This window comes from Streptomyces sp. NPDC001858 (assembly GCF_053594615.1).
The window spans coordinates 143,268-163,482 of record NZ_JBSFEV010000009.1; the positions used below are offsets into that span (position 1 = coordinate 143,268).

Annotated in this window: 20 protein-coding genes, 1 tRNA gene and 1 pseudogene; 11 read left to right on the forward strand and 11 right to left on the reverse strand. The window is 70.0% G+C overall.

Annotation, left to right across the window (positions count from 1 at the left end; translation table 11 throughout):
• Window positions 1-75: 75 nt before the first annotated feature.
• Both ACWCPF_RS15765 and ACWCPF_RS15770 read left to right on the forward strand, forming a co-directional pair.
• A pseudogene (locus ACWCPF_RS15765) lies at window positions 76-174 on the forward strand (excisionase); the annotation flags it as partial.
• On the forward strand, window positions 174-1,343 hold the full coding sequence (locus tag ACWCPF_RS15770) for a site-specific integrase (RefSeq protein WP_451045583.1): 1,170 nt from the start codon (window positions 174-176) through the stop codon (window positions 1,341-1,343). The pseudogene ACWCPF_RS15765 and the gene ACWCPF_RS15770, both read left to right, overlap by 1 nt.
• 116 nt (window positions 1,344-1,459) lie before the next feature.
• Here ACWCPF_RS15770 and ACWCPF_RS15775 read toward each other — a convergent pair.
• The 3 genes from ACWCPF_RS15775 to ACWCPF_RS15785 form a co-directional block, all read right to left on the reverse strand.
• Window positions 1,460-1,533: transfer RNA gene (locus ACWCPF_RS15775), tRNA-Pro, on the reverse strand.
• A gap of 42 nt (window positions 1,534-1,575) precedes the next feature.
• Window positions 1,576-2,361, reverse strand: coding sequence for a Pr6Pr family membrane protein (locus ACWCPF_RS15780; protein ID WP_451045584.1), 786 nt, complete (start codon window positions 2,359-2,361; stop codon window positions 1,576-1,578).
• 323 nt (window positions 2,362-2,684) lie between these two features.
• Window positions 2,685-3,611, reverse strand: coding sequence for a metallophosphoesterase (locus ACWCPF_RS15785; protein WP_451045585.1), 927 nt, complete (start codon window positions 3,609-3,611; stop codon window positions 2,685-2,687).
• A gap of 119 nt (window positions 3,612-3,730) precedes the next feature.
• Here ACWCPF_RS15785 and ACWCPF_RS15790 point away from each other — a divergent pair, with 119 nt between their 5' ends.
• A complete protein-coding gene (locus ACWCPF_RS15790; RefSeq protein ID WP_451045586.1) occupies window positions 3,731-4,195 on the forward strand; it encodes a GatB/YqeY domain-containing protein in 465 nt (154 codons plus the stop codon).
• 176 nt (window positions 4,196-4,371) lie between these two features.
• On the opposite strand, the gene ACWCPF_RS15795 is transcribed toward ACWCPF_RS15790, so the two are convergent.
• Window positions 4,372-6,642 carry a transglycosylase domain-containing protein gene (locus ACWCPF_RS15795; RefSeq protein ID WP_451045587.1) on the reverse strand — a complete coding sequence of 757 codons (2,271 nt, stop codon included), beginning with the start codon at window positions 6,640-6,642 and terminating at the stop codon, window positions 4,372-4,374.
• Between the two features lie 407 nt (window positions 6,643-7,049).
• On the opposite strand from ACWCPF_RS15795, the gene wblA reads away from it, so the two are divergent.
• Window positions 7,050-7,388, forward strand: coding sequence for a transcriptional regulator WblA (gene wblA / locus ACWCPF_RS15800; RefSeq protein WP_363167142.1), 339 nt, complete (start codon window positions 7,050-7,052; stop codon window positions 7,386-7,388).
• A gap of 80 nt (window positions 7,389-7,468) precedes the next feature.
• Here wblA and ACWCPF_RS15805 read toward each other — a convergent pair whose 3' ends face one another.
• Together ACWCPF_RS15805 and ACWCPF_RS15810 are read right to left on the reverse strand one after the other, a co-directional pair.
• The gene (locus ACWCPF_RS15805; protein WP_451045588.1) at window positions 7,469-8,869 is read right to left on the reverse strand and encodes an ArsA family ATPase; all 1,401 of its coding nucleotides are present in this window, start codon (window positions 8,867-8,869) and stop codon (window positions 7,469-7,471) included.
• A complete protein-coding gene (locus ACWCPF_RS15810) occupies window positions 8,866-9,843 on the reverse strand; it encodes an ArsA-related P-loop ATPase (protein WP_451045589.1) in 978 nt (325 codons plus the stop codon). The genes ACWCPF_RS15805 and ACWCPF_RS15810 overlap by 4 nt, the downstream gene beginning before the upstream one ends.
• 119 nt (window positions 9,844-9,962) lie before the next feature.
• Between ACWCPF_RS15810 and ACWCPF_RS15815 the strand changes: the two genes are divergently transcribed.
• The 4 genes from ACWCPF_RS15815 to ACWCPF_RS15830 all read left to right on the forward strand — a co-directional run bounded on the left by ACWCPF_RS15815 (window position 9,963) and on the right by ACWCPF_RS15830 (window position 12,485).
• Window positions 9,963-10,121 (forward strand): DUF4177 domain-containing protein, encoded by a 159-nt coding sequence (locus ACWCPF_RS15815; RefSeq protein ID WP_020129281.1) that lies wholly within the window; start codon window positions 9,963-9,965, stop codon window positions 10,119-10,121.
• The gene (locus tag ACWCPF_RS15820; RefSeq protein ID WP_451045590.1) at window positions 10,118-10,582 is read left to right on the forward strand and encodes a RidA family protein; all 465 of its coding nucleotides are present in this window, start codon (window positions 10,118-10,120) and stop codon (window positions 10,580-10,582) included. Before ACWCPF_RS15815 ends, ACWCPF_RS15820 begins: the two co-directional genes overlap by 4 nt.
• Before the next feature lie 83 nt (window positions 10,583-10,665).
• Complete coding sequence (locus ACWCPF_RS15825; RefSeq protein WP_451045591.1) at window positions 10,666-11,601, forward strand: NUDIX hydrolase; 936 nt, start codon at window positions 10,666-10,668, stop codon at window positions 11,599-11,601.
• Window positions 11,598-12,485: an MBL fold metallo-hydrolase gene (locus tag ACWCPF_RS15830; protein WP_451045592.1), complete on the forward strand. Its 888-nt coding sequence runs from the start codon at window positions 11,598-11,600 to the stop codon at window positions 12,483-12,485. The genes ACWCPF_RS15825 and ACWCPF_RS15830 overlap by 4 nt, the downstream gene beginning before the upstream one ends.
• A gap of 328 nt (window positions 12,486-12,813) precedes the next feature.
• Here ACWCPF_RS15830 and ACWCPF_RS15835 read toward each other — a convergent pair whose 3' ends face one another.
• On the reverse strand, window positions 12,814-13,488 hold the full coding sequence (locus ACWCPF_RS15835; protein WP_020129286.1) for a Crp/Fnr family transcriptional regulator: 675 nt from the start codon (window positions 13,486-13,488) through the stop codon (window positions 12,814-12,816).
• 329 nt (window positions 13,489-13,817) lie between these two features.
• On the opposite strand from ACWCPF_RS15835, the gene nth reads away from it, so the two are divergent.
• The 3 genes from nth to ACWCPF_RS15850 all read left to right on the forward strand — a co-directional run bounded on the left by nth (window position 13,818) and on the right by ACWCPF_RS15850 (window position 16,770).
• On the forward strand, window positions 13,818-14,726 hold the full coding sequence (gene nth / locus ACWCPF_RS15840; RefSeq protein WP_451045593.1) for an endonuclease III: 909 nt from the start codon (window positions 13,818-13,820) through the stop codon (window positions 14,724-14,726).
• Between the two features lie 135 nt (window positions 14,727-14,861).
• Entirely contained in the window at window positions 14,862-15,557 is a 696-nt protein-coding gene (locus tag ACWCPF_RS15845) for an NUDIX hydrolase (RefSeq protein ID WP_451045594.1), read from the forward strand.
• Window positions 15,558-15,570: 13 nt separating this feature from the next.
• On the forward strand, window positions 15,571-16,770 hold the full coding sequence (locus tag ACWCPF_RS15850; RefSeq protein WP_451045595.1) for a MarP family serine protease: 1,200 nt from the start codon (window positions 15,571-15,573) through the stop codon (window positions 16,768-16,770).
• Between the two features lie 97 nt (window positions 16,771-16,867).
• Here ACWCPF_RS15850 and ACWCPF_RS15855 read toward each other — a convergent pair whose 3' ends face one another.
• From ACWCPF_RS15855 to nhaA, 4 genes are all read right to left on the reverse strand, one after another.
• The gene (locus tag ACWCPF_RS15855) at window positions 16,868-17,050 is read right to left on the reverse strand and encodes a hypothetical protein (RefSeq protein WP_351910427.1); all 183 of its coding nucleotides are present in this window, start codon (window positions 17,048-17,050) and stop codon (window positions 16,868-16,870) included.
• Window positions 17,051-17,190: 140 nt separating this feature from the next.
• On the reverse strand, window positions 17,191-18,153 hold the full coding sequence (locus ACWCPF_RS15860) for an alpha/beta fold hydrolase (protein WP_451045596.1): 963 nt from the start codon (window positions 18,151-18,153) through the stop codon (window positions 17,191-17,193).
• Window positions 18,150-18,638, reverse strand: a complete 489-nt coding sequence (locus ACWCPF_RS15865; protein WP_451045597.1) for a phage holin family protein — start codon at window positions 18,636-18,638, stop codon at window positions 18,150-18,152. Before ACWCPF_RS15865 ends, ACWCPF_RS15860 begins: the two co-directional genes overlap by 4 nt.
• Before the next feature lie 67 nt (window positions 18,639-18,705).
• On the reverse strand, window positions 18,706-20,178 hold the full coding sequence (nhaA, locus tag ACWCPF_RS15870) for a Na+/H+ antiporter NhaA (protein WP_451045598.1): 1,473 nt from the start codon (window positions 20,176-20,178) through the stop codon (window positions 18,706-18,708).
• Window positions 20,179-20,215 lie beyond the last annotated feature (37 nt).

Sequence of the window (20,215 nt, forward strand, 5' to 3'; positions counted from 1 at the left end):
CGTCGAGCCGCCCGGAGGCACCGCCTAGTCCGCTGCCATGTCGCGTAATGGCACGCCTGGGGACTCGCGCGTAGTACGCGGCGGCTGCCCTCGGTCACCATCGGCCGTTGCCGACGCATTCCCGCCTCTGCCCTGGGTGCCTTCATCGCTGAAGAGATGGAGCGTGCCGCCTGATGACTTTGCGTCGTAGCCGCGGTGACGGCGGCCTGCACTGGGACGAGAACAGACAGCGGTGGATCGCGACGGCGAACCTGGGTTTCGACCCGAGCGGCAAGCGGATCGTCAAGCGGGGGAGTGGCAAGGCCAAGACGGAGGCGAGGAACAAGCTCAAAGAGGTACTGCGTGACCACGAAGACGGCCTCGCCATCGCGCCGACCAACTACACAGTCAAGGACGCGGTGAATGACTGGCTCGCCTACGGCCTGGCAGGCCTCGACTCCAGCACCCTCGCAACGACCACACTCCTGAGTGAGAAGCACGTCATCCCGTCGCTTGGTGCTCGCAAGCTTCGCGACCTCAGCGCGGAGGACGTAGACCGCTGGCTGGCCACCAAGGCGAAGACGCTCAGCACCCGCACCCTCCAGTCGATCCACTCCTACCTGAACCGCGCGGTCAAGCGAGCCATGGCGCGGGACAAGGTGAAGCGCAACGTCGTCGAGCTGTGCTCGGTGCCCCAGGGCCAGGCCGGGCGGCCGTCGAAGGCGCTCACCTTTGCCCAGGCCGATGCCGTACTCAAGGGCGCTGAGCGCACCTCGATGCACGCGTACATCGTCCTTGCGCTGCTGACCGGGGCCCGGACCGAGGAACTCCGGGCGCTTACCTGGGACCACGTCTTCCTCAAGGGCAAGCCGGATGCCGACCCGCCGCAGCCTCCGCATATCGCGGTGTGGCGCTCGGTCCGAAAGAGCGGGGACACCAAGACCCGGAAGTCCCAGCGCACGCTCGCTCTGCCGGCGCGCTGCGTCGATGCTCTCTGGCAGCAATTCGAAGATCAGGGCTGGGATCGGCTCGCCGCTGACGAGAAGTGGGAGGAACGCGGGCTCGTCTTCTCCTCTGCCGTGGGCAGGCCGCTTGACGCCGCCGACGTCCGCCGCGCCTTCCGCCAGGCGCTCAAAAACGTCGACGGGATCGACGCCGACGAGTGGACGCCGCGGGAGCTCCGGCACAGCTTCGTGTCGCTGCTGTCTGACCGTGGCGTGCCGCTGGAAGTGATTTCGCGGCTCGTCGGGCACTCTGGGACGGCTGTGACGGAGGAGGTCTACCGGAAGCAGATCCGGCCCGTCATCCAGACTGGCTCCGTCGCTATGGACGGTATCTTCGGCACCGATCCGCGGCGGCCGTAGCTGTCGTAGTCACGCAGTCGAGCACGCACGAATCCATAGTCACGCAGTTAGACACGCAGCAACGCCAGAGGGCCCTTACCGATTCGGTAAGGGCCCTCTGAACTGCTATTTAGCTGTCGGGGTGGCGGGATTTGAACCCACGACCTCTTCGTCCCGAACGAAGCGCGCTGCCAAGCTGCGCTACACCCCGATGTCGCTGCTTGTGGTGCTTGTCGCGGCGACGTCGTTTACTTTAGCCCACCGGTGGCTGGAGACGAAATCCGGTTTTGACCCGGTGGCTGATCAGGTTGGGGCGGACGTGGTCGAGGGCCACGAGGAGCACCGCGAGCGCGTAGAAGGAGAGGCCGAGGAGGAGCGCGTTGGCGAGCGCGTGCTTGTAGCCGTGGGCCTCAGCGTCGAGGAAGGGGTAGAGGTAGCGGCCCGGTGCGCCCGCGTGGATCAGCCAAGCGCGGGTGAGACAGAACGCCAGGTAGATCACCGGGTAGAGCATCCACGTCGCGGCCCGGCGCAGGCGCAGACAGCCCGGGGCGGTCAGTAGCAGCCAGTCCAGGACGGCGGCCACCGGTGTCACGGTCTGGAGGAGGTGCGTGGCGACCAGGTGCCAGCCGGTGGGGGCGGTCGTCGTGCCGGTCACCGAGTACGGCGTGGCCGCATCCGCCAGGAGCAGGTGGTACACCAGGCCGGTGATCATCGCGTAAAGCAGCGCCGCACCGGTCAGCGCGGCGGGGAGGGGGCGGCGGGCCGTCCACGCGCGGCGCGCGGACAGCAGCGTGACCAGGGCCAGCAGGATGTTGGCCTGGATCGCGAAGTGGCTCATGACCCGCAACGGGCTGCCGAGCAGGAGGGCCAGTGTCACGCCCGCGGCCGCCGTGCCGGCCAGCAGCAGGCGGAGGGCGGCGGCCAGTCGGCGGCGTGCTGGGGCCACCACCGCCGAGGCGGGGACGGAGGAGAGCAGCAGCGCGTGGGTCCGCGGAATCGCGGGGAGATCCGGGATGTCCCTGGGTATCGGCGCGGTCATGCCCTCACGCTAGGCAAGCGTGACGAAACGGGCGATATGGGTGGACCGTTCGGGGGACGGGTGCGCTCGCACCTCCCACCCGGCAGTCACCACCCACCAGGGCTGGCCCCCCATCCGGGCAGGCACCCGCACGCGGCAGGCCCGCCCACCCGGGCCACCCGCACGCGGCAGGCCCGCCCACCCGGGCAAGCACCGCCCCACCCGGCAGGCACCCCCCTCACTTGGCAGGCGCGCCCACCCGGCACGCACCCCTCACCTGGCAGGCGCCCCCATCCGCCAGGGACGCCCCTCCGCCAGGCACGCCCACCCCCCGGCGCGCTCCCCTACTCCCTCCCCACCAGTGTCAGTAGCGTGACCTCTGGTGGGCAGGCGAACCTCACCGGGGTGTAGCGGTTCGTGCCGCAGCCTGCTGATACGTGCAGGTAGGACGTACGGCCCTCAGCCGTGTGCGTCGACAGGCCCTTCACCCGGTCCGTGTCCAGGTCGCAGTTGGTGACCAGGGCGCCGTAGAAGGGGATGCAGAGCTGGCCGCCATGCGTGTGGCCGGCCAGGATCAAGGGGTAGTCGTCGGCCGTGAACGAGTCCAGGACGCGCAGGTACGGCGCGTGCACGACGCCCATCGAGAAGTCGGACGACGCCGACGGGCCGCCGGCCACCTGTGCGTAGCGGTCACGCTTGATGTGAGGGTCGTCCAGGCCGGTCAGTTCCACCGACACGCCCTCGACCTTCAACACGCCCCGGGTGTTGGTCAGGTTCAGCCAGCCCGCCGCGTCGAAGCCGTCGCGCAGGTCCTCCCACGGGTTGTGGACGACGTCCACCGCGGGCGCGTTGCCGTTGAGGCCGTGGCGGCCCTGGGCCTTCTCGAAGAGATACCGCGCGGGATTGCGCAGCTTCGGGCCGTAGTAGTCGTTCGAGCCGAAGACGTACGCGCCCGGGAACTCCATCAGCGGGCCGAGCGCGTCCAGTACCTCGGGCACGCCCTCCGGGTCGGACAGGTTGTCGCCCGTGTTGATCACGAAGTCGGGGCGCAGTCCGGCCAGCGAGCGCAGCCAGCGCTGCTTCTTGCGCTGATCGCCGACCATGTGGATGTCCGAGACCTGCAACACGCGCAGGGGCTGCATGCCGGCAGGGAGGACGGGGACCGTCACCCGCCGCAGCCGGAAGGAGCGGGCCTCGAAACCCGCCGCGTACACCAGACCGGCGGCGCCGGCCGCCGCCAGGGACAGAGGTACTCCATATCGCGCGCGCATACGTCCATCGTGTCAGACGCCGCCGACATCTCCTCCCGCACCGCCCCTCAAGTGCCGTTCCCCTGCGGCCCCTTAAATGAACGGGCGTCCGGCGGCCCGCACCTGCGACAATCAAACCCATGACCACGCTCAAGTCGAAGCTGCAGGAAGACCTCAACGCCGCAATCAGGGAGCGCGACGAGCTCCGCTCCTCGACGCTCCGGCTGACGCTCACCGCGATCACCAAGGAGGAGGTCGCGGGCACGACGAAGCGCGAGCTCTCCGACGACGAGGTCCTCAAGGTGATCACCAAGGAGGCGAAGAAGCGCCGCGAGGCCGCCGACGCCTTCGCGCAGGGTGGTCGCGCCGAGAGCGCCGAGCGGGAGAAGGCCGAGGGCGAGCTCCTCGCCACGTACCTGCCCAAGCAGCTCAGCGACGAAGAGCTGGACGACATCGTCGCCCAGGCCGTCCAGGAGGCGAAGGCGGCCGGCGCCGAGGGGCCGCGGGCCATGGGCGCCGTCATGAAGATCGTGAACCCGAAGGTGGCCGGTCTGGCCGAGGGCGGCCGCGTCGCCGCCGTCGTCAAGAAGCGGCTCGCGGGCTGACCTCGACTCCGCTCCCCGTACGACCAGCACCATCAGTGCCATCAGCGCCATCAGTGCCACGGGCACCACACGTATCGCGAGCACCACGCGTACGACTACGGCCTCTGCCTCTCCGTACGAGAGGCAGAGGCCGTAGTCAGTCGTAGTCGGTTGTACTCAGTCGTAGTCAGTTGTACTCAGCCGCGTCCGCCGCCGTTGCCGTTTCCGTTGGTCTGGCCCTGGAAGAAGGTGCCGCCGTCGTTGCCGCCGGTCGACGACGTGTCGCCCGTCGTGCCGCCGTTGGTGAGCAGGCCGCTCAGGAAGCCGTCGTCGTTGTCCCCGTTGTCGTCGTCCTCGTCGCTGTTGCCGTCGTCGGGCTTCTTGACGGGCGGCGGGTTCGGGATGTTGACGAGGTTGAAGGACGGGGATTCCTTGCCCTCGAGCGCGCCGGTCATGGCGTCCCGCCAGATCGGGCCGGGGGTGTCGCCGCCGTAGACCTGGGAGTGGTAGACGCCGCCGATCGTGATGTTGTTCATCTCGACCTTCTGGGTGGCGCTGCCGACCCAGACGGCGCCCGAGAGGTTCGGGGTGTAGCCGACGAACCAGGCGTTCTTGCGGGAGTCCGTCGTACCCGTCTTACCGGCGTTGTCGCGACCGCCGGACAGACCGGCCTGCTGGCCCGTACCGGAGTCGACCACGCCGCTCAGCAGGGTGTTGATGGTGTCCGCGGTCTTCTCGCTCATGGCGCGCGAGCAGGTCGACTTCGGCACCTCCAGCGACTTCTTCGCGCCGCCCACGGTCTGGGTGATCGACTCGATGGCGATCGGGGTGCAGTACATGCCCCGGCTGGCGAAGGCCGCGTAGGCGGTGGCCATCGTCAGCGGCGAGAGGCCGGTGGAGCCGAGGGTCATCGACGAGGGCACCTGGGGCACCTTGTCGCCGTTGCCCTGGACGACGCCCAGCTTGTCGGTCATCTTCACCACGGGGCACATGCCGATGTCGGCCAGCATCTGCACGAAGTAGGTGTTGACCGAAAGCTCCATGGCTTTCTTCAGCTGGTACGGGCCCTTCTCGGACTCGCTCTCGTTCTCCAGCGTGTCTTTGCCCTCGTTGGTCCACGGCTTGCTGCTGCACGTCTGGACCGTGGCCGGGTACGACATCTGGTACGGCGCCGGGTAGGACTGGTTCGCCGGGCGGCCCTCCTCCAGCGCGGCCGCGGCCACGAAGGGCTTGAAGGTCGAACCGGTCGGGAAGCCGTAGTTCGAGCCGCCCATGTCGGAGTTGACCGAGTAGTTGTACTCGGTCTCGTTCTTGCCGTAGCCGTACGGCTTCGACTGGCCCATGCCGAGGATCTTGCCGCTGCCGGGCTCGACGAGCGTGGCGGCCGCGGCGACCTTGTCCGACTGGTAGACGTGATCCTTGAGCGAGTCCTGGACGGACTTCTGGGACTGCGGCTCGAGCGTGGTCCGGATCGTCAGACCGCCCTGGTTCCAGACCTTCGCCCGGGCCTCCTTGGTCTTGCCGAAGACCGGGTCGCTGAGGAAGACGCGCTCCACGTACTTGCAGAAGAAGCTCGCGCCCTGGACGGCGGTGATGCAGCCGTTCTTCGGCTTCTTGACCTTCAGACCCAGCGGGGCCTTCTGCGCCGTTGCGGCCTCGGCCTCGGTGATGTCGCCGACCTCGGCCATGCGCTGCAGCACGACGTTACGGCGCTTGGTGGCCTCGGTCTCGTCGTTGATGGGGTTGTAGCGGCTGGGCGACTGGACGAGGCCGGCCAGCAGCGCTGCCTGGGGGAGGGTGAGGTCCTTGGCGTGCGTGGAGAAGTAGCGCTGGGCGGCCGTCTCGACGCCGTAGGCCTGCTCGCCGAAGAACGTGATGTTCAGGTAGTTCTCGAGGATCTTCTTCTTGCCGAGCTCCTCCTCGACCTGGATCGCGTACTTCAGCTCCTTGATCTTGCGGCCGATGGTCTGCTCGATGGCCTGCTGGACCTTCGTCGGGTCGTCGCCGGCCTCTTCCACGAAGACGTTCTTCACGTACTGCTGGGTGAGCGTCGACGCGCCCTGGGCGACCCCGCTGCTCTGCACGTTCTTGTTGAGCGCGCGCAGGATGCCCTTCAGGTCGACCGCGCCGTGCTCGTAGAAGCGCGAGTCCTCGATGGCGACGATCGCCTTCTGCATGTACGGCGAGATGTTCTTGAGGTCGACCACCGTGCGGTCACGGGAGAAGACCGTGGCGATCTGACCGCCCTCGGAGTCGAGGATCGTGGTGCGCTGGCTCAGCGGCGGTGTCTTGAGGTTGGCCGGGAGTTCGTCGAACGACTCCACCGACCCCTTGGCGGCGAGGCCCAGCGCGCCGAAGGCGGGCAGGGCGATACCGGCCAGCACCGCTCCTGCGAGCACACTGACACCGAGGAACTTGGCGGCCTGCTGCGTTGGCGACAGACCACCGCCCGAGCGCTTTTTTGGCATGGGGGCAGCCTACGTTCTGATTCGCCGGACACACGTCAATGCCTTGGCCTAAGCTGCTCTCAACTGTCACAGCAGCAGGGCTACGTATCAATACGTCCGGCGACCCCGAATCGTTCCGGTCGTTCCCCAACTTTTTTGGTGGGTGCGTGTCCGAATCCGCCTTGTGTGTCACACGGCGTCCGTTGTGACTCAACTGAACTGTCCCGTTTGCCGGGAAAGTCATGTATGTCGCGGGCTCACTCCCCCGGGTGATCTGCCGCTTACGCATAGTCCGTTCGGGCCATTCAAGATTGGGCCCGAAGGGGGTGTTGCGCTGTGCCCACCTTCCGTAACGTCCTCAACTGGCGGCGGTGAATATGCCGCTGCCGCCGTGGGGGAGCCTCGATTCGGGAGAGGACGGCGCCGGTATGGGCTGGGTAACCGACTGGAGTGCGCAGGCTGCCTGCCGCACTACCGATCCGGATGAACTGTTCGTTCAGGGAGCAGCGCAGAACAGGGCCAAGGCGGTGTGCACCGGATGCCCGGTACGCACCGAATGCCTGGCCGACGCGCTCGACAACCGCGTCGAGTTCGGCGTGTGGGGAGGCATGACGGAGCGTGAGCGCCGCGCACTGCTGCGCAGGCGGCCGACGGTGACCTCATGGCGCCGGCTCCTGGAGACGGCGCGTTCGGAGTACGAGCGTGGGGCGGGCATCCTGCCGCTCGACGACGACCAGATGTACGAGAACTTCGCGGCGGTGAGCTGACGTGAGCTCGACGTGAGTTCGACGTGAGCTGAAGCCTGAGCCGAGGAGACCTCGGCTCGGAGGTCAGGCGTCGTCGGAGGTCAGGCGTCGGGAGCCTCGGCAACCGCGACGTCGGCGACTTCGGGCAGCTCCGGCCGGTTGGCCGCGAGCCGGTTTCCGATGTCCCGCAGCCCCGTGAGGTCATGCACATCGCCGGGCAGTGCGGCCACTTCGGCCACGGCCACCTCGGGGTGGAGCGCGGTGAAGCGGTCACGTGTGCGCTGCTCGCGAGAGAGCAGATGCATACGTTCCGCATGCAGTTTCAACAGGCTTGCGGTGAGGTCGTCCACGGTCCGGTCCGCGTCGTCGGGGGCGTCGTGCTCCGGATCGGGTGCCGCAGGATCGAGTGCCTGCGGGTCGAGTGTCTCCGGGTCGGGTGCGGGAGGTTCTGAACTGTCGTACGAGTCGGGAGAGTTACGAAGTCCAGCTTTCCCGCCGTCCTGATCGACAATGCCGGGCTCTTCAAGATTTTCCGCAGCGGCGAGCGCGCGTTCGGCGGACAGCTGGGCGGCGCCGCTGCCATGGACGCGGTTGAGCACCAGGCCGGCCAGCGGCATGTCCTCGGCGGCCAGCCGCTCCACGAAGTACGCGGCCTCCCGCAACGCGTCCCGCTCGGGAGCCGCCACCACCAGGAACGCCGTGCCGGGCGCCTGGAGCAGCTTGTACGTGGCGTCCGCGCGCGTGCGAAAGCCGCCGAACATGGAGTCCATCGCCGCCACGAACGTCTGCACGTCCTTCAGCAGCTGGCCGCCGAGCAGCTTGCCGAGTGCGCCCGTCATCATCGACATCCCGACGTTCAGGAACTTCATCCCCGCCCGTCCGCCGACCTTGGCGGGCGCGAGCAGGACGCGGATCAGCTTGCCGTCCAGGAACGAACCGAGCCGCTTGGGCGCGTCCAGGAAGTCCAGCGCCGAACGCGACGGCGGGGTGTCGACGACGATCAGATCCCACTCCTCACGCGCGCGTAGCTGCCCGAGCTTCTCCATCGCCATGTACTCCTGCGTGCCCGCGAAGCCCGCCGAGAGCGACTGGTAGAAGGGGTTGCCCAGGATCGCGGCCGCCCGCTCGCCGTCCGCGTGCGCCTCGACGATCTCGTCGAAGGTGCGCTTCATGTCGAGCATCATCGCGTGGAGTTCGCCGGACCCGTCGACGCCCTTGACGCGACGCGGGGTGTTGTCCAGGGAGTCGATGCCCATGGACTGCGCGAGCCGACGGGCCGGGTCGATGGTGAGGACCACCACCTTGCGGCCGCGCTCGGCCGCCCTCAGGCCCAGCGCCGCCGCCGTGGTCGTCTTGCCGACGCCCCCCGAGCCGCAGCAGACCACGATGCGGGTCGCCGGATCGTCGAGCAGCGGATCGAGGTCGAGGACGGGCGCGGGGGAGAGCCGGCGACGGGTGCTTCCCTGGCGGTCGGCCTGGTGGTCGGCCTGGTCCGGACTCATGCGATCCCCTGCTTCCGCAGTTCCTTGGCGAGCTGGTACAGGCCCGCGAGGTCCAAGCCCTCGGCGAGCAACGGAAGTTCGTGCAACGGCAGGTCCAGCTCGCCCAGGACCGCGCGCTGCTCGTGCTCCAGCGCATACCGCTCGCCGTACTCCTCGGCCTGCCGAAGGAGCGGATCCACCAGCCGCTCGGCGCGCCCGCCGCGCCGCGCCCCGCCGAGCCCGGCGGCGGACAACGACCGGGCGACAGAAGAACGCGTCACGGTCCGTGCGAGTTCCAGCCCGTCCTCGTCCAGCACCTCGGGCCGCACCATGTTGACGATGATCCGCCCCACCGGCAGTTTCGCCGCCCGCAACTCGGCGATGCCGTCGGCGGTCTCCTGGACGGGCATCTCCTCCAGCAGCGTCACCAGGTGCACGGCCGTCTCCGCCGACTTCAGCACCCGCATCACGGCCTGCGCCTGATTGTGTATGGGGCCGATCCTGGCCAGCCCGGCGACCTCGTCGTTGACGTTCAGGAAGCGGGTGACACGGCCTGTGGGCGGGGCGTCCATGACGACGTAGTCGTACACGAACCGCCCGTTCTTGTCCTTGCGCCGGACCGCCTCGCACGCCTTGCCGGTCAGGAGCACATCCCTCAGGCCGGGCGCGACGGTGGTGGCGAAGTCGATGGCGCCGAGCTTCTTCAGGGCCCGTCCGGCGCTGCCCAGCTTGTAGAACATCTGGAGGTAGTCCAGAAGGGCCAGTTCGGGGTCGATGGCCAGCGCGTACACCTCACCGCCCCCCGAGGCGACGGCGATCTTGCGTTCCTCATAGGGCAACGCCTCCGTCTCGAAGAGCTGTGCGATGCCCTGCCGGCCCTCCACCTCGACGAGAAGCGTCCGCTTCCCCGCCGTGGCGAGGGCAAGCGCGAGTGCCGCGGCGACCGTCGTCTTTCCGGTCCCGCCCTTTCCGCTGACGACCTGGAGCCTGCTCACGTCTTCGAGCGTAACCAGTCGGCGCCCGAGGCAATCGGGAGGCTGTGGACAACGGGGGCGGCAATCGGCCACATGGCCTGTGGAACAGGCCCCCGGGCGACAGCGGATACAGTCGGCCCATGACCAAGTGGGAATACGCAACCGTGCCGCTGCTCGTCCACGCCACGAAGCAGATTCTGGACACCTGGGGCGAGGACGGCTGGGAGCTCGTCCAGGTCGTGCCCGGGCCGAACAACCCGGAGCAGCTCGTCGCCTACCTGAAGCGGGCCAAGGCGTGAGTGCGGTCGAGGCGAGGCTCGCCGAGCTGGGGCTGACCCTCCCGGCGGTCGTGCCGCCGCTGGCCGCCTACCAGCCCGCCGTACAGTCCGGCCCGTACGTGTACACGGCCGGCCAGCTGCCCATGGTGGACGGGAAACTGCCGGTCACCGGCAAGGTCGGGGCCGAGGTCACCGCCGAGGAGGCCAAGGAGCTGGCCCGCACCTGCGCGCTGAACGCCCTGGCCGCCGTCAAGTCGGTCGCGGGCGATCTGGACCGCATCGCGCGCGTGGTGAAGGTCGTCGGCTTCGTGGCGTCGGCCGCGGACTTCACCGGCCAGCCGGGCGTCCTGAACGGCGCGAGCGAGCTGCTCGGCGAGGTTCTCGGCGACAAGGGCGTGCACGCGCGCAGCGCGGTGGGCGTCGCGGTGCTGCCGCTGGACGCGCCGGTGGAGGTCGAGATCCAGGTGGAGCTCCTCCCGTAGGAGTACCGCCGGGGAGCCCTTGGGCGCGCTCTGACCTCGGGGACCTCTCGAACATTCGCGCACCAGGGGATAGCCTCGCGCCCATGGCTAATGGGCAGTGGTTTCCCCGGGACTGGCCGGAACGCATCCGCGCGCTGGCGGACGGCACGCTCACCCCGGTCGCCCCGAAGCGCGCGGCCACCGTCATGCTCCTGAAGGACACCGACAGCGGCCCCGTCGTCCACATGCTGCGCAGACGCGCCTCCATGGCCTTCGCCGGAGGCGCGTACGCGTATCCGGGCGGCGGCGTCGACCCACGCGACGACGACCGGCACGTCCGCTGGGCGGGCCCCACGCGTGCGTGGTGGGCCGAGCGGCTCGGCGTCGACGAGACGGCCGCCCAGGCGATCGTCTGCGCGGCCGTGCGCGAGACCTACGAGGAGGCCGGCGTCCTGCTCGCGGGGCCGACCCCCGACTCGGTCGTCGGCGACACCACGGGCCCCGACTGGGAGGCCGACCGGGCCGCGGTGGCCGCCCGGGACCTGTCCTTCGCCGAGTTCCTCGACCGTCGCGGCCTGGTCCTGCGCTCCGATCTGCTCGGCGCCTGGACGCGCTGGATCACCCCGGAGTTCGAGTCGCGCCGCTACGACACCTGGTTCTTCGTGGCCGCGCTCCCCGCGGGCCAGCGCACCCGCAACGCCTCCACCGAGGCCGACCGCACGGTGTGGATCCGTCCGACGGACGCGGCCGCCTCGTACGACAAGGGCGAGCTGCTGATGATGCCGCCGACCATCGCGACCCTGCGCGCGCTCGCCCCGTACGCCACCGCCGCGGACGCGCTCACCGCGGCCCCCGGCCTCGACCTGACCCCCGTCCTGGCGCAGGCCCGACTGGAGGAGGACGAGGTCGTGCTGTCCTGGCCGGGCCATGACGAGTTCACCAAACACATCCCGGTCGGGACGGTCGGGACAGGTGGGACAGCCGCCGGGACGGTCGAGGCCGTCGAGCCCATCGAGACGACCCCGGGGGGACCCGTATGACCGACGCAGCCGCCCTCCCCGGCCAGCCGCGAGGCGGGGTCCTCTCGGGGCCCGCCACCTCCCGCGCGGTCAACGTCCTCGCGCCGAACGCCTCCGCGATGACCCTGGACGGCACGAACACCTGGATCGTCGCCGAGCCCGACTCCGACCTCGCCGTCGTGATCGACCCGGGCCCGCTGGACGACACTCATCTGCGCGCGGTCGTCGACGCCGCCGAGCAGGCCGGCAAGCGCGTCGCCCTGACCCTGCTGACGCACGGGCACCCCGACCACGCCGAGGGCGCCGTCCGCTTCGCCGGGCTGACCGGGACGAAGGTGCGGGCCCTGGACCCGGCGCTGCGGCTGGGCGACGAGGGCCTGGGCGCCGGGGACGTGATCACGGTCGGCGGTCTGGAGCTGCGGGTCGTGCCGACGCCGGGCCACACCGCGGACTCGCTCTGCTTCCACCTCCCGGCCGACCGGGCGGTCCTGACCGGCGACACGATCCTCGGCCGCGGCACGACCGTCGTCGCGCACCCCGACGGCCGGCTGGGCGACTATCTGGACTCCCTGCGGCGGCTGAGGTCCCTCACGGTCGACGACGGCGTCCACACCGTCCTGCCGGGCCATGGACCGGTCCTGGAGGACGCCCAGGGCGCCGTCGAGTTCTACCTCGCCCACCGCGCCCACCGTCTCGCCCAGGTCGAGACGGCCGTCGAGGACGGCTACCGCACGCCGGCCGAGGTCGTCGCGCACGTGTACGCCGACGTCGACCGCTCCCTGTGGCCGGCGGCGGAGCTCTCGGTCAGGGCGCAACTCGAGTACCTGACGGAGCACGGGCTCATCCAGGACATGTCCGGCGGGCTCGGCGGATCCGGCGGGTCCGCCAGGTTCCGCGGGCTCTAGGCGCTCCGCGGAGCGCTCCGCTGGACGCGCCGCGATGTGCCGTCGTTTTGCTGCGGCCCCGTCGTGGCTGGTCGCGCAGTTCCCCGCGCCCCTAAAGGGGCGCTGCCGAACCGCAGCCGACTTCGCCCGGCCCGCTTAGGCCTGAGATCGCGGAGGGGAATCGTTTCAGCGACAGGCGGCCTGTGCACATTCCAGCCCGTCCGGCGTTTGAGGACGAGGCCCGTTCAGGGCCGAAGGGGGGGGTCTGGGGGCGCAGCCCCCGGGGACGCCAGGGGCGGACCTCCGGGACGGGACCGTCCCCTACGCGCCGTACGGCCGAGACCGAGCGTCAGCGGGACCGCTTGGCCAGTCGCTCCACGTCCAGCAGGATGACCGCGCGTGCCTCCAGGCGGAGCCACCCGCGCTGGGCGAAGTCCGCCAGCGCCTTGTTCACGGTCTCGCGCGACGCGCCGACGAGCTGGGCCAGCTCCTCCTGCGTCAGGTCGTGGACGACGTGGATGCCCTCTTCGGACTGGACGCCGAAGCGGCGCGAGAGGTCCAGCAGGGCGCGGGCCACGCGGCCGGGGACGTCCGAGAAGACCAGGTCGGACATCGCGTCGTTGGTCTTGCGCAGACGGCGGGCGACGGCGCGCAGCAGGGCCGTGGCGACCTCGGGGCGGGCGTTCAGCCAGGGCTGGAGGTCGCCGTGGCCGAGGCCGAGGAGCTTGACCTCGGTGAGGGCGGTGGCCGTCGCGGTACGCGGGCCCGGGTCGAACAGCGACAGCTCTCCGATGAGCTCGCTGGGGCCCACCACGGCCAGCATGTTCTCCCGGCCGTCGGGGGAGGTGCGGTGGAGCTTGACCTTGCCCTCGGTGACGACGTAGAGCCGGTCTCCCGGGTCGCCCTCGTGGAACAGGGAGTCGCCACGGGCCAGGGTCACCTCGCTCATGGAGGCGCGCAGTTCTGCGGCCTGCTCGTCGTCGAGTGCCGCGAAGAGCGGGTTGCGCCGCAGGACGTCGTCCACGAGTTCTCTCCTATTCGACCTGCTCAAGGGATCTTGCTCCCCTGCTTACCAGGGGACCGTGTTCCCCATCTTGCCGGACGGTCCAAACAGTGTGATCTGTCACAAGGATGCCGCACACATGTCCCGAGGTAAGCGGCAGGGGTCCAATTGGGGGCTGATCTTCAGGGTCCGGGGCGGATGTCGGTGCCGGGCTTTAGGCTGGCCGGGTGTCCAAATCGCCGGTGAGAGCACAGGCCGAGGGGGCTGGCCGGGTGGTTGTACGTCGCGTTTCCGCTGTGGGCGAACAGGGCTCCGGCGGTAGTAGGAAAACGGCAAAGGTGACGAACGAGATGCCTGCGAAAAAAGCGGCCGATACCGAGAAGGCCGCCGCCAACAAGGCCGTCGCCGATGTCGATCCCGACAAGGCTGCCGCGAAGAGGCCCGCCGCCAAGAAGGCCGTCGGCGCGAAGGTCGCTGCGGTGAAGTCCGAGTCGCATACCGCGCTGGTCCGCCGTGCTCGCCGGATCAATCGCGAACTCGCCGAGATCTACCCCTACGCGCACCCCGAGCTGGACTTCGAGAACCCCTTCCAGCTGGTCGTCGCCACGGTCCTGTCCGCCCAGACCACCGACCTCCGGGTGAACCAGACGACCCCCGCCCTCTTCGCCAAGTACCCCACCCCCGAGGACCTGGCCGCCGCCGACCCGGAGCAGGTCGAGGAGATCCTGCGCCCCACCGGTTTCTTCCGCGCCAAGACCAAGTCGGTGATAGGGCTCTCCAAGGCGCTGGTGGAGGAGTTCGGCGGTGAGGTCCCCGGTCGGCTGGAGGACCTGGTGAAGCTGCCCGGCGTCGGCCGCAAGACCGCCTTCGTGGTGTTGGGGAACGCGTTCGGCCGGCCCGGGATCACCGTGGACACGCACTTCCAGCGGCTCGTACGGCGCTGGAAGTGGACGGCGGCGACCGAGCCCGACAAGATCGAGGCCGCCGTCGGCGCGCTCTTCCCCAAGAGCGAGTGGACCATGCTCTCGCACCATGTGATCTTCCACGGCCGCCGCATCTGTCACGCGCGCAAGCCCGCCTGCGGCGCCTGCCCCATCGCCCCGCTCTGCCCGGCCTACGGCGAGGGCGAGACGGACCCGGAGAAGGCGAAGAAGCTGCTCAAGTACGAGAAGGGCGGCTTCCCCGGCCAGCGCCTGAACCCGCCCCAGTCCTACCTGGACGCCGGCGGCAGACCCGCCCCGCCGCTGGGGGCCGGATGACGGAAGCGCTGACGACGGCCCGCGCGGGGCGGCCGACAGGTCCGGCGGGGGCGGTCAGGGCGGCCGGGGAGCGGTTCGCGGAACGATCAGGTGGTATTCGGGCGTTGAATCGGCAGAACGGGGGGTGGTGTGGCGATGACACGCGCGAGCAATACGCAGGGCGGTCCGGTGACGCTCAGTAAAGAGGGCCTGCCCGGCTGGCTGGACCCGGTGGTGCACGCCGCGGACACGGTCGAGCCGCTCCAGCTCAGCCGCTTCCTGCCCCCGGAGAACGGCGCGGGGCGCCAGTCCGCCGTCCTGATCCTGTTCGGCGAGGGCGAGCGCGGCCCCGAACTGTTGCTCATGGAGCGTGCGAGCTCGCTGCGCTCCCACGCCGGCCAGCCCTCCTTCCCGGGCGGCGCCCTGGACCCGGTGGACGGCGACCCGCAGGGTGACGGGCCGCTGCGGGCCGCGCTGCGCGAGGCCGAGGAGGAGACCGGGCTCGATCCGTCCGGCGTCCAGCTCTTCGGGGTGCTGCCCAAGCTGTACATCCCGGTCAGCGGCTTCGTCGTCACCCCGGTCCTGGGCTGGTGGCGCGAGCCGAGCCCGGTGGGAGTCGTCGACCCCGGTGAGACGGCCCGTGTGTTCACGGTTCCCGTGGTGGATCTCACGGACCCCGACAACCGGGTCATGACCGCCCACCCCAGCGGCCATCGCGGACCGGCATTTCTGGTCGAATCGGCCCTCGTGTGGGGTTTCACGGCCGGGGTGATCGACCGCCTGCTGCACTTCGCGGGCTGGGAGCACCCCTGGGACCGTGAGAAGCAGGTCCCGCTCGACTGGCGGTCATGACAGGGTGTCGCTCGTGAATGTGCTGGACATCCTGTTGCTGGTCGCGGCCCTCTGGTTCGCGGTCGTGGGCTACCGCCAGGGCTTCGTCGTCGGCATCCTGTCGGTGATCGGCTTCCTGGGCGGCGGTCTTGTAGCCGTCTATCTGCTGCCCGTGATCTGGGACGCGCTGACCGACAACTCCGAGGTGAGCACCACGGCCGCCGTCGTCGCGGTGATCGTCGTGATCGTGTGCGCCTCGGTCGGCCAGGCGCTCACCACCCACCTCGGCAACAAGCTGCGCCGGTACATCACCTGGTCCCCGGCCCGCGCGCTGGACGCGACGGGCGGCGCGCTGGTCAACGTCGTGGCGATGCTGCTGGTCGCGTGGCTGATCGGGTCCGCCCTGGCCGGCACCACCCTGCCCACGCTGGGCAAGGAGGTCCGTAGCTCCAAGGTGCTGCACGGGGTGTCCGAGGCGCTGCCCGACCAGGCCGACACCTGGTTCGCGGACTTCTCCTCCGTCCTCGCGCAGAACGGCTTCCCGCAGGTGTTCAGCCCGTTCGCCAACGAGCCGATCACCGATGTCCAGCCGCCCGACCCGGCCCTCGCGAACAGTGCGGTGGCCACGCGCGCGCAGCGCTCCATCGTCAAGGTCATGGGGACCGCGGAGAGCTGCGGCAAGGTCCTGGAGGGCACCGGCTTCGTCTTCGACGAGCGCCGTGTGATGACCAACGCGCACGTCGTGGGCGGCGTCGACGAGCCCACCGTCCAGATAGGCGGCGAGGGCCGCAAGTACGACGCCACGGTCGTCCTGTACGACTGGCGGCGCGACATCGCCGTCCTGGACGTGCCGGAGCTGGACGCGCCCGTGCTGAAGTTCACCACCGACGACGCGGCGAGCGGCGACGACGCGATCGTGGCCGGCTTCCCGGAGAACGGGGCGTACGACGTGCGTGCCGCGCGCGTACGCGGCCGCATCACGGCGAACGGCCCGGACATCTACCACCGCGGCACCGTGCGCCGTGATGTGTACTCGCTGTACGCGACCGTCCGTCAGGGCAACTCCGGAGGCCCGCTGCTCACCTCGGACGGCAAGGTGTACGGCGTGGTCTTCGCGAAGTCCCTCGACGACTCCAACACCGGCTACGCCCTCACCGCGGACGAGATCCAGCAGGACATCGCCGCCGGGCGGACCGCCGGCCAGCAGGTGGACAGCGACAGTTGCGCCCTGTAGCCGTGAATCGCCGGGACCGGAGCGGTCATGCCGTCAGCTGATCAGATCGAAGGCTGATCAGGTCGTCGTCCCGTCGGGTCGTGAGCCGGTCGGGCCGTCAGCCTCGAGGGTGACGCAGTCGGACCGAGACCCAGCGGGCTCGGCGGCGCAGGATGCGCGGAATGCCCACCCGGAGGTCGGAGCCCGCCAGTTGCGGGTCGCCACCTCGTCGGTGGGGGCTCAGGCCACTGGCCGAGCGGCGGTTGCGTGCTGCGTCACTGTAGTCGTGCGTCCAGCCCATACCCCGACGTCTGCCCCTGCCCCAAGGTCGATAACCGCCCTCGGGGCCGCCAATTGGCCTATGCGGCGGGCATTTGGCTGTTCGTAGTACAGGTGTTCAGGACCGGTGTTCAGGACCGGATACCGGGCGCGATGGCGCGGTCACCGATCGGGTTCGGGATCCTTCAGCCAATTGACAAGTTCGGTGGAGAAAGCGACCGGATCCTCCTCGTGCGGGAAGTGGCCGAGTCCGTCGAACAGACGCCAGCGGTACGGCGCTTCGACGTACTCGCCGGAGCCGGCCGCGCTGCGGGTGCGCAGCACCGGATCGAGGGAGCCGTGCAGATGCAGCGTGGGCACCCGCACGGGTCGCTTCATCCGCCGGTAGAACTGGACGCCGTCCGGACGGGCCAACGACCGCACCAGCCACCGGTAGGGCTCGACGGCGCAGTGTGCGGTGGAGGGGATGCACATCGCCCGCCGGTACGTCTCCACGGCCTCGTCCTCCGGCGGCCGCGGGCCGGACCAGTCCCGGATCAGCCGGCCCACCAGCTCGCCGTCGTCGGCGGTGAGCTGCCGCTCGGGGATCCACGGCCGCTGGAACCCCCAGATGTGCGAGCTCGCGGTCGTCTGGCGGACGTCGGCGAGCATCGCCGAGCGCCAGCGCCGGGGATGCGGCATCGACGAGACGGCGAGCCTGCGGACCAGCTTGGGGCGCATCACGGCCGCAGTCCAGGCCAGATAGCCGCCCAGGTCATGGCCGACCAGCGCGGCGTCCGGTTCGCCGAGGGAGCGGATCACGCCGGTGATGTCGAGGGCGAGGTTGGCCGGGTCGTAGCCGCGCGGCGTACGGTCGCTGCCGCCCACGCCCCGCAGGTCCATCGCGACGGCCCGGAAGCCCGCGTCGGCCAGGGCCACCAGTTGGTGCCGCCAGGTCCACCAGAACTGCGGGAAGCCGTGGACGAGCATGACCAGCGGGCCGTCGCCCAGCTCCGCGATGTGGAAACGCGCGCCGTTCGCGGCGACCTCGCGGTGGGTGACCTTGACGCCGCAGACGGCGTCCGGCCGTACCACCGAAGCGGGCACCGAAGCGGGCTGGGCCGGAGGAATCGCGGGGTCCGTCATGACGACGAGCGTGCCACAGCCTCGATGGCCTCCGGGACCCGGTCCTGCGGGAGCTCGGGCCGCGGGTGCGGCTTGGCCTTCTGCAGGACCCCCGCCGTCTCCTTCACGGACGCCGCGACCTTCTGCGGGCCCTTGCTCTTCTGCGCCTTCTTCGCGAAGAACACGCCGATCAGCGCGAGGACCAGCGCGATGAGCACGTTCGCCGCGAACGACAGCAGGAAGCAGATCGCGAGGTTCCAGTCGCTCCAGGTCCGAATGCCGTACGCCAGCGCGAAGTTGAGCATCGGCAGGGAGAACAACAGGACCCCGCCGGCCACCGAGAACGCCCCGCCGCTGACGGCGCCGCGCTTGACGTCCTGCTTCAGTTGGGCCTTCGCCAGCGCGATCTCGTCGTGCACCAGCGCGGACAATTCGGTCGTCGCCGAGGCGAACAGCTGGCCGATGCTGCGTTCGGCGCCGACCGGGCTGCCGTCGGGTGCGCTCATCGCGTTCTCCCTCTTGTTGCTGCTGTTTGTAGCTGCTGCTTGGGTTCTTTTGTACCGTCCCGTCAGATCATGCCGGACGGTCGGGCTCCTCGCCCGCCCCGTCCGCCACTTCGGCAAGCCCGTGGCGTGCGTCGGCCTGCCGTCGAGTGTCCTGCCGAGTGTCGCGCTCGGCGATCTCGGCGGCTCGACGGCGGTGTTCGGCGGCCTTGTTGTCGTAGATGTCCGCCATGCGCAGGTGGTATGCGGGGTCGTCCTGCTCGTAGACGTCGGGGATGCCGTCGAGGTCGTCGTCGCGCTCCTCGGCGTCCCACATTCGGCGGTACCGGGCGTTGCGCAGTTTGAGCAGGACGGTCGCCAGGGTCGCCGCGATGAGCGAGCCCAGCAGGACGGCCGCCTTGACCTCGTCGGTCAGGGCCGCGTCGCCCGCGAAGGCGAGCTCGCCGATCAGCAGCGACACGGTGAAGCCGATGCCGGCGAGGGACGCGACGGCGAAGACGTCCGCCCAGGCGAGGTCGTCGCTGAGCGAGGCCCGGGTGAAGCGGACGGCCAGCCAGGTGCCGCCGAAGATGCCGATCGTCTTGCCGACGACGAGCCCGAGGACGACGCCCAGGGTCTCCGGTCGGGTGAACACGTCCCCGAGGGTGCCGTCCGAGATCGTGACACCGGCGCTGAACAGGGCGAACAGGGGCACCGCGAGGCCCGCGGACAGGGGGCGCACGAGGTGCTCGATGCGCTCCCCGGGCGAGTGCTCCTCGCCGTCGCGCGTGGCGCAGCGCAGCATCAGGCCCATCGCGACCCCGGCGATCGTGGCGTGGACGCCGCTGTTGTACATCAGCGCCCAGATGACGACCGCGAGCGGCACGTACACGTACCAGCCGCGCACGCCCTTGCGCAGCAGCAGCCAGAAGACGACGAGCCCGAGCACCGCGCCGCCCAGCGCCGCGAAGTCGATGGTGTCGGTGAAGAACACCGCGATGATCAGGATCGCGAACAGGTCGTCCACGACGGCGAGCGTGAGCAGGAAGGCGCGCAGCGCGCTCGGCAGGGCGGTGCCGATGACGGCGAGCACGGCCAGCGCGAAGGCGATGTCGGTGGCCGTGGGCACGGCCCAACCGCCCAGGGAGCCGCCGCCGGTGAGATTGGTGAGCGTGTAGACGAGCGCCGGTACGGCCATCCCGCAGAGCGCGGCCACCACGGGCAGCGCGGCGGCCTTGGGGTCCTTGAGGTCGCCGGCGACCAGTTCGCGCTTGAGTTCGATGCCGGCGACGAAGAAGAAGACCGCGAGCAGTCCGTCCGCCGCCCAGTGCGCGACCGACAGGTGCAGTCCGAGGGCCTCGGGACCGAGGTGGAAGTGGCTGACGCTCTCGTAGCTGTCGTGCAGCGCGGGTACGTTCGCCCAGGTCAGCGCGGCCACGGCGGCGATCAGCAGCAGCACGCCGCCGACGGTCTCGGTGCGCAGCGCCTCCGCGACGAAGTTCCGCTCGGGCAGGGACAGCCGTCCGAAGACCTTGCGGGGGCGGATGGTGCGGGGCGCGGTCACGGGTGGACCTCCGGTCGGTGGGCAGGACGGAGCACAT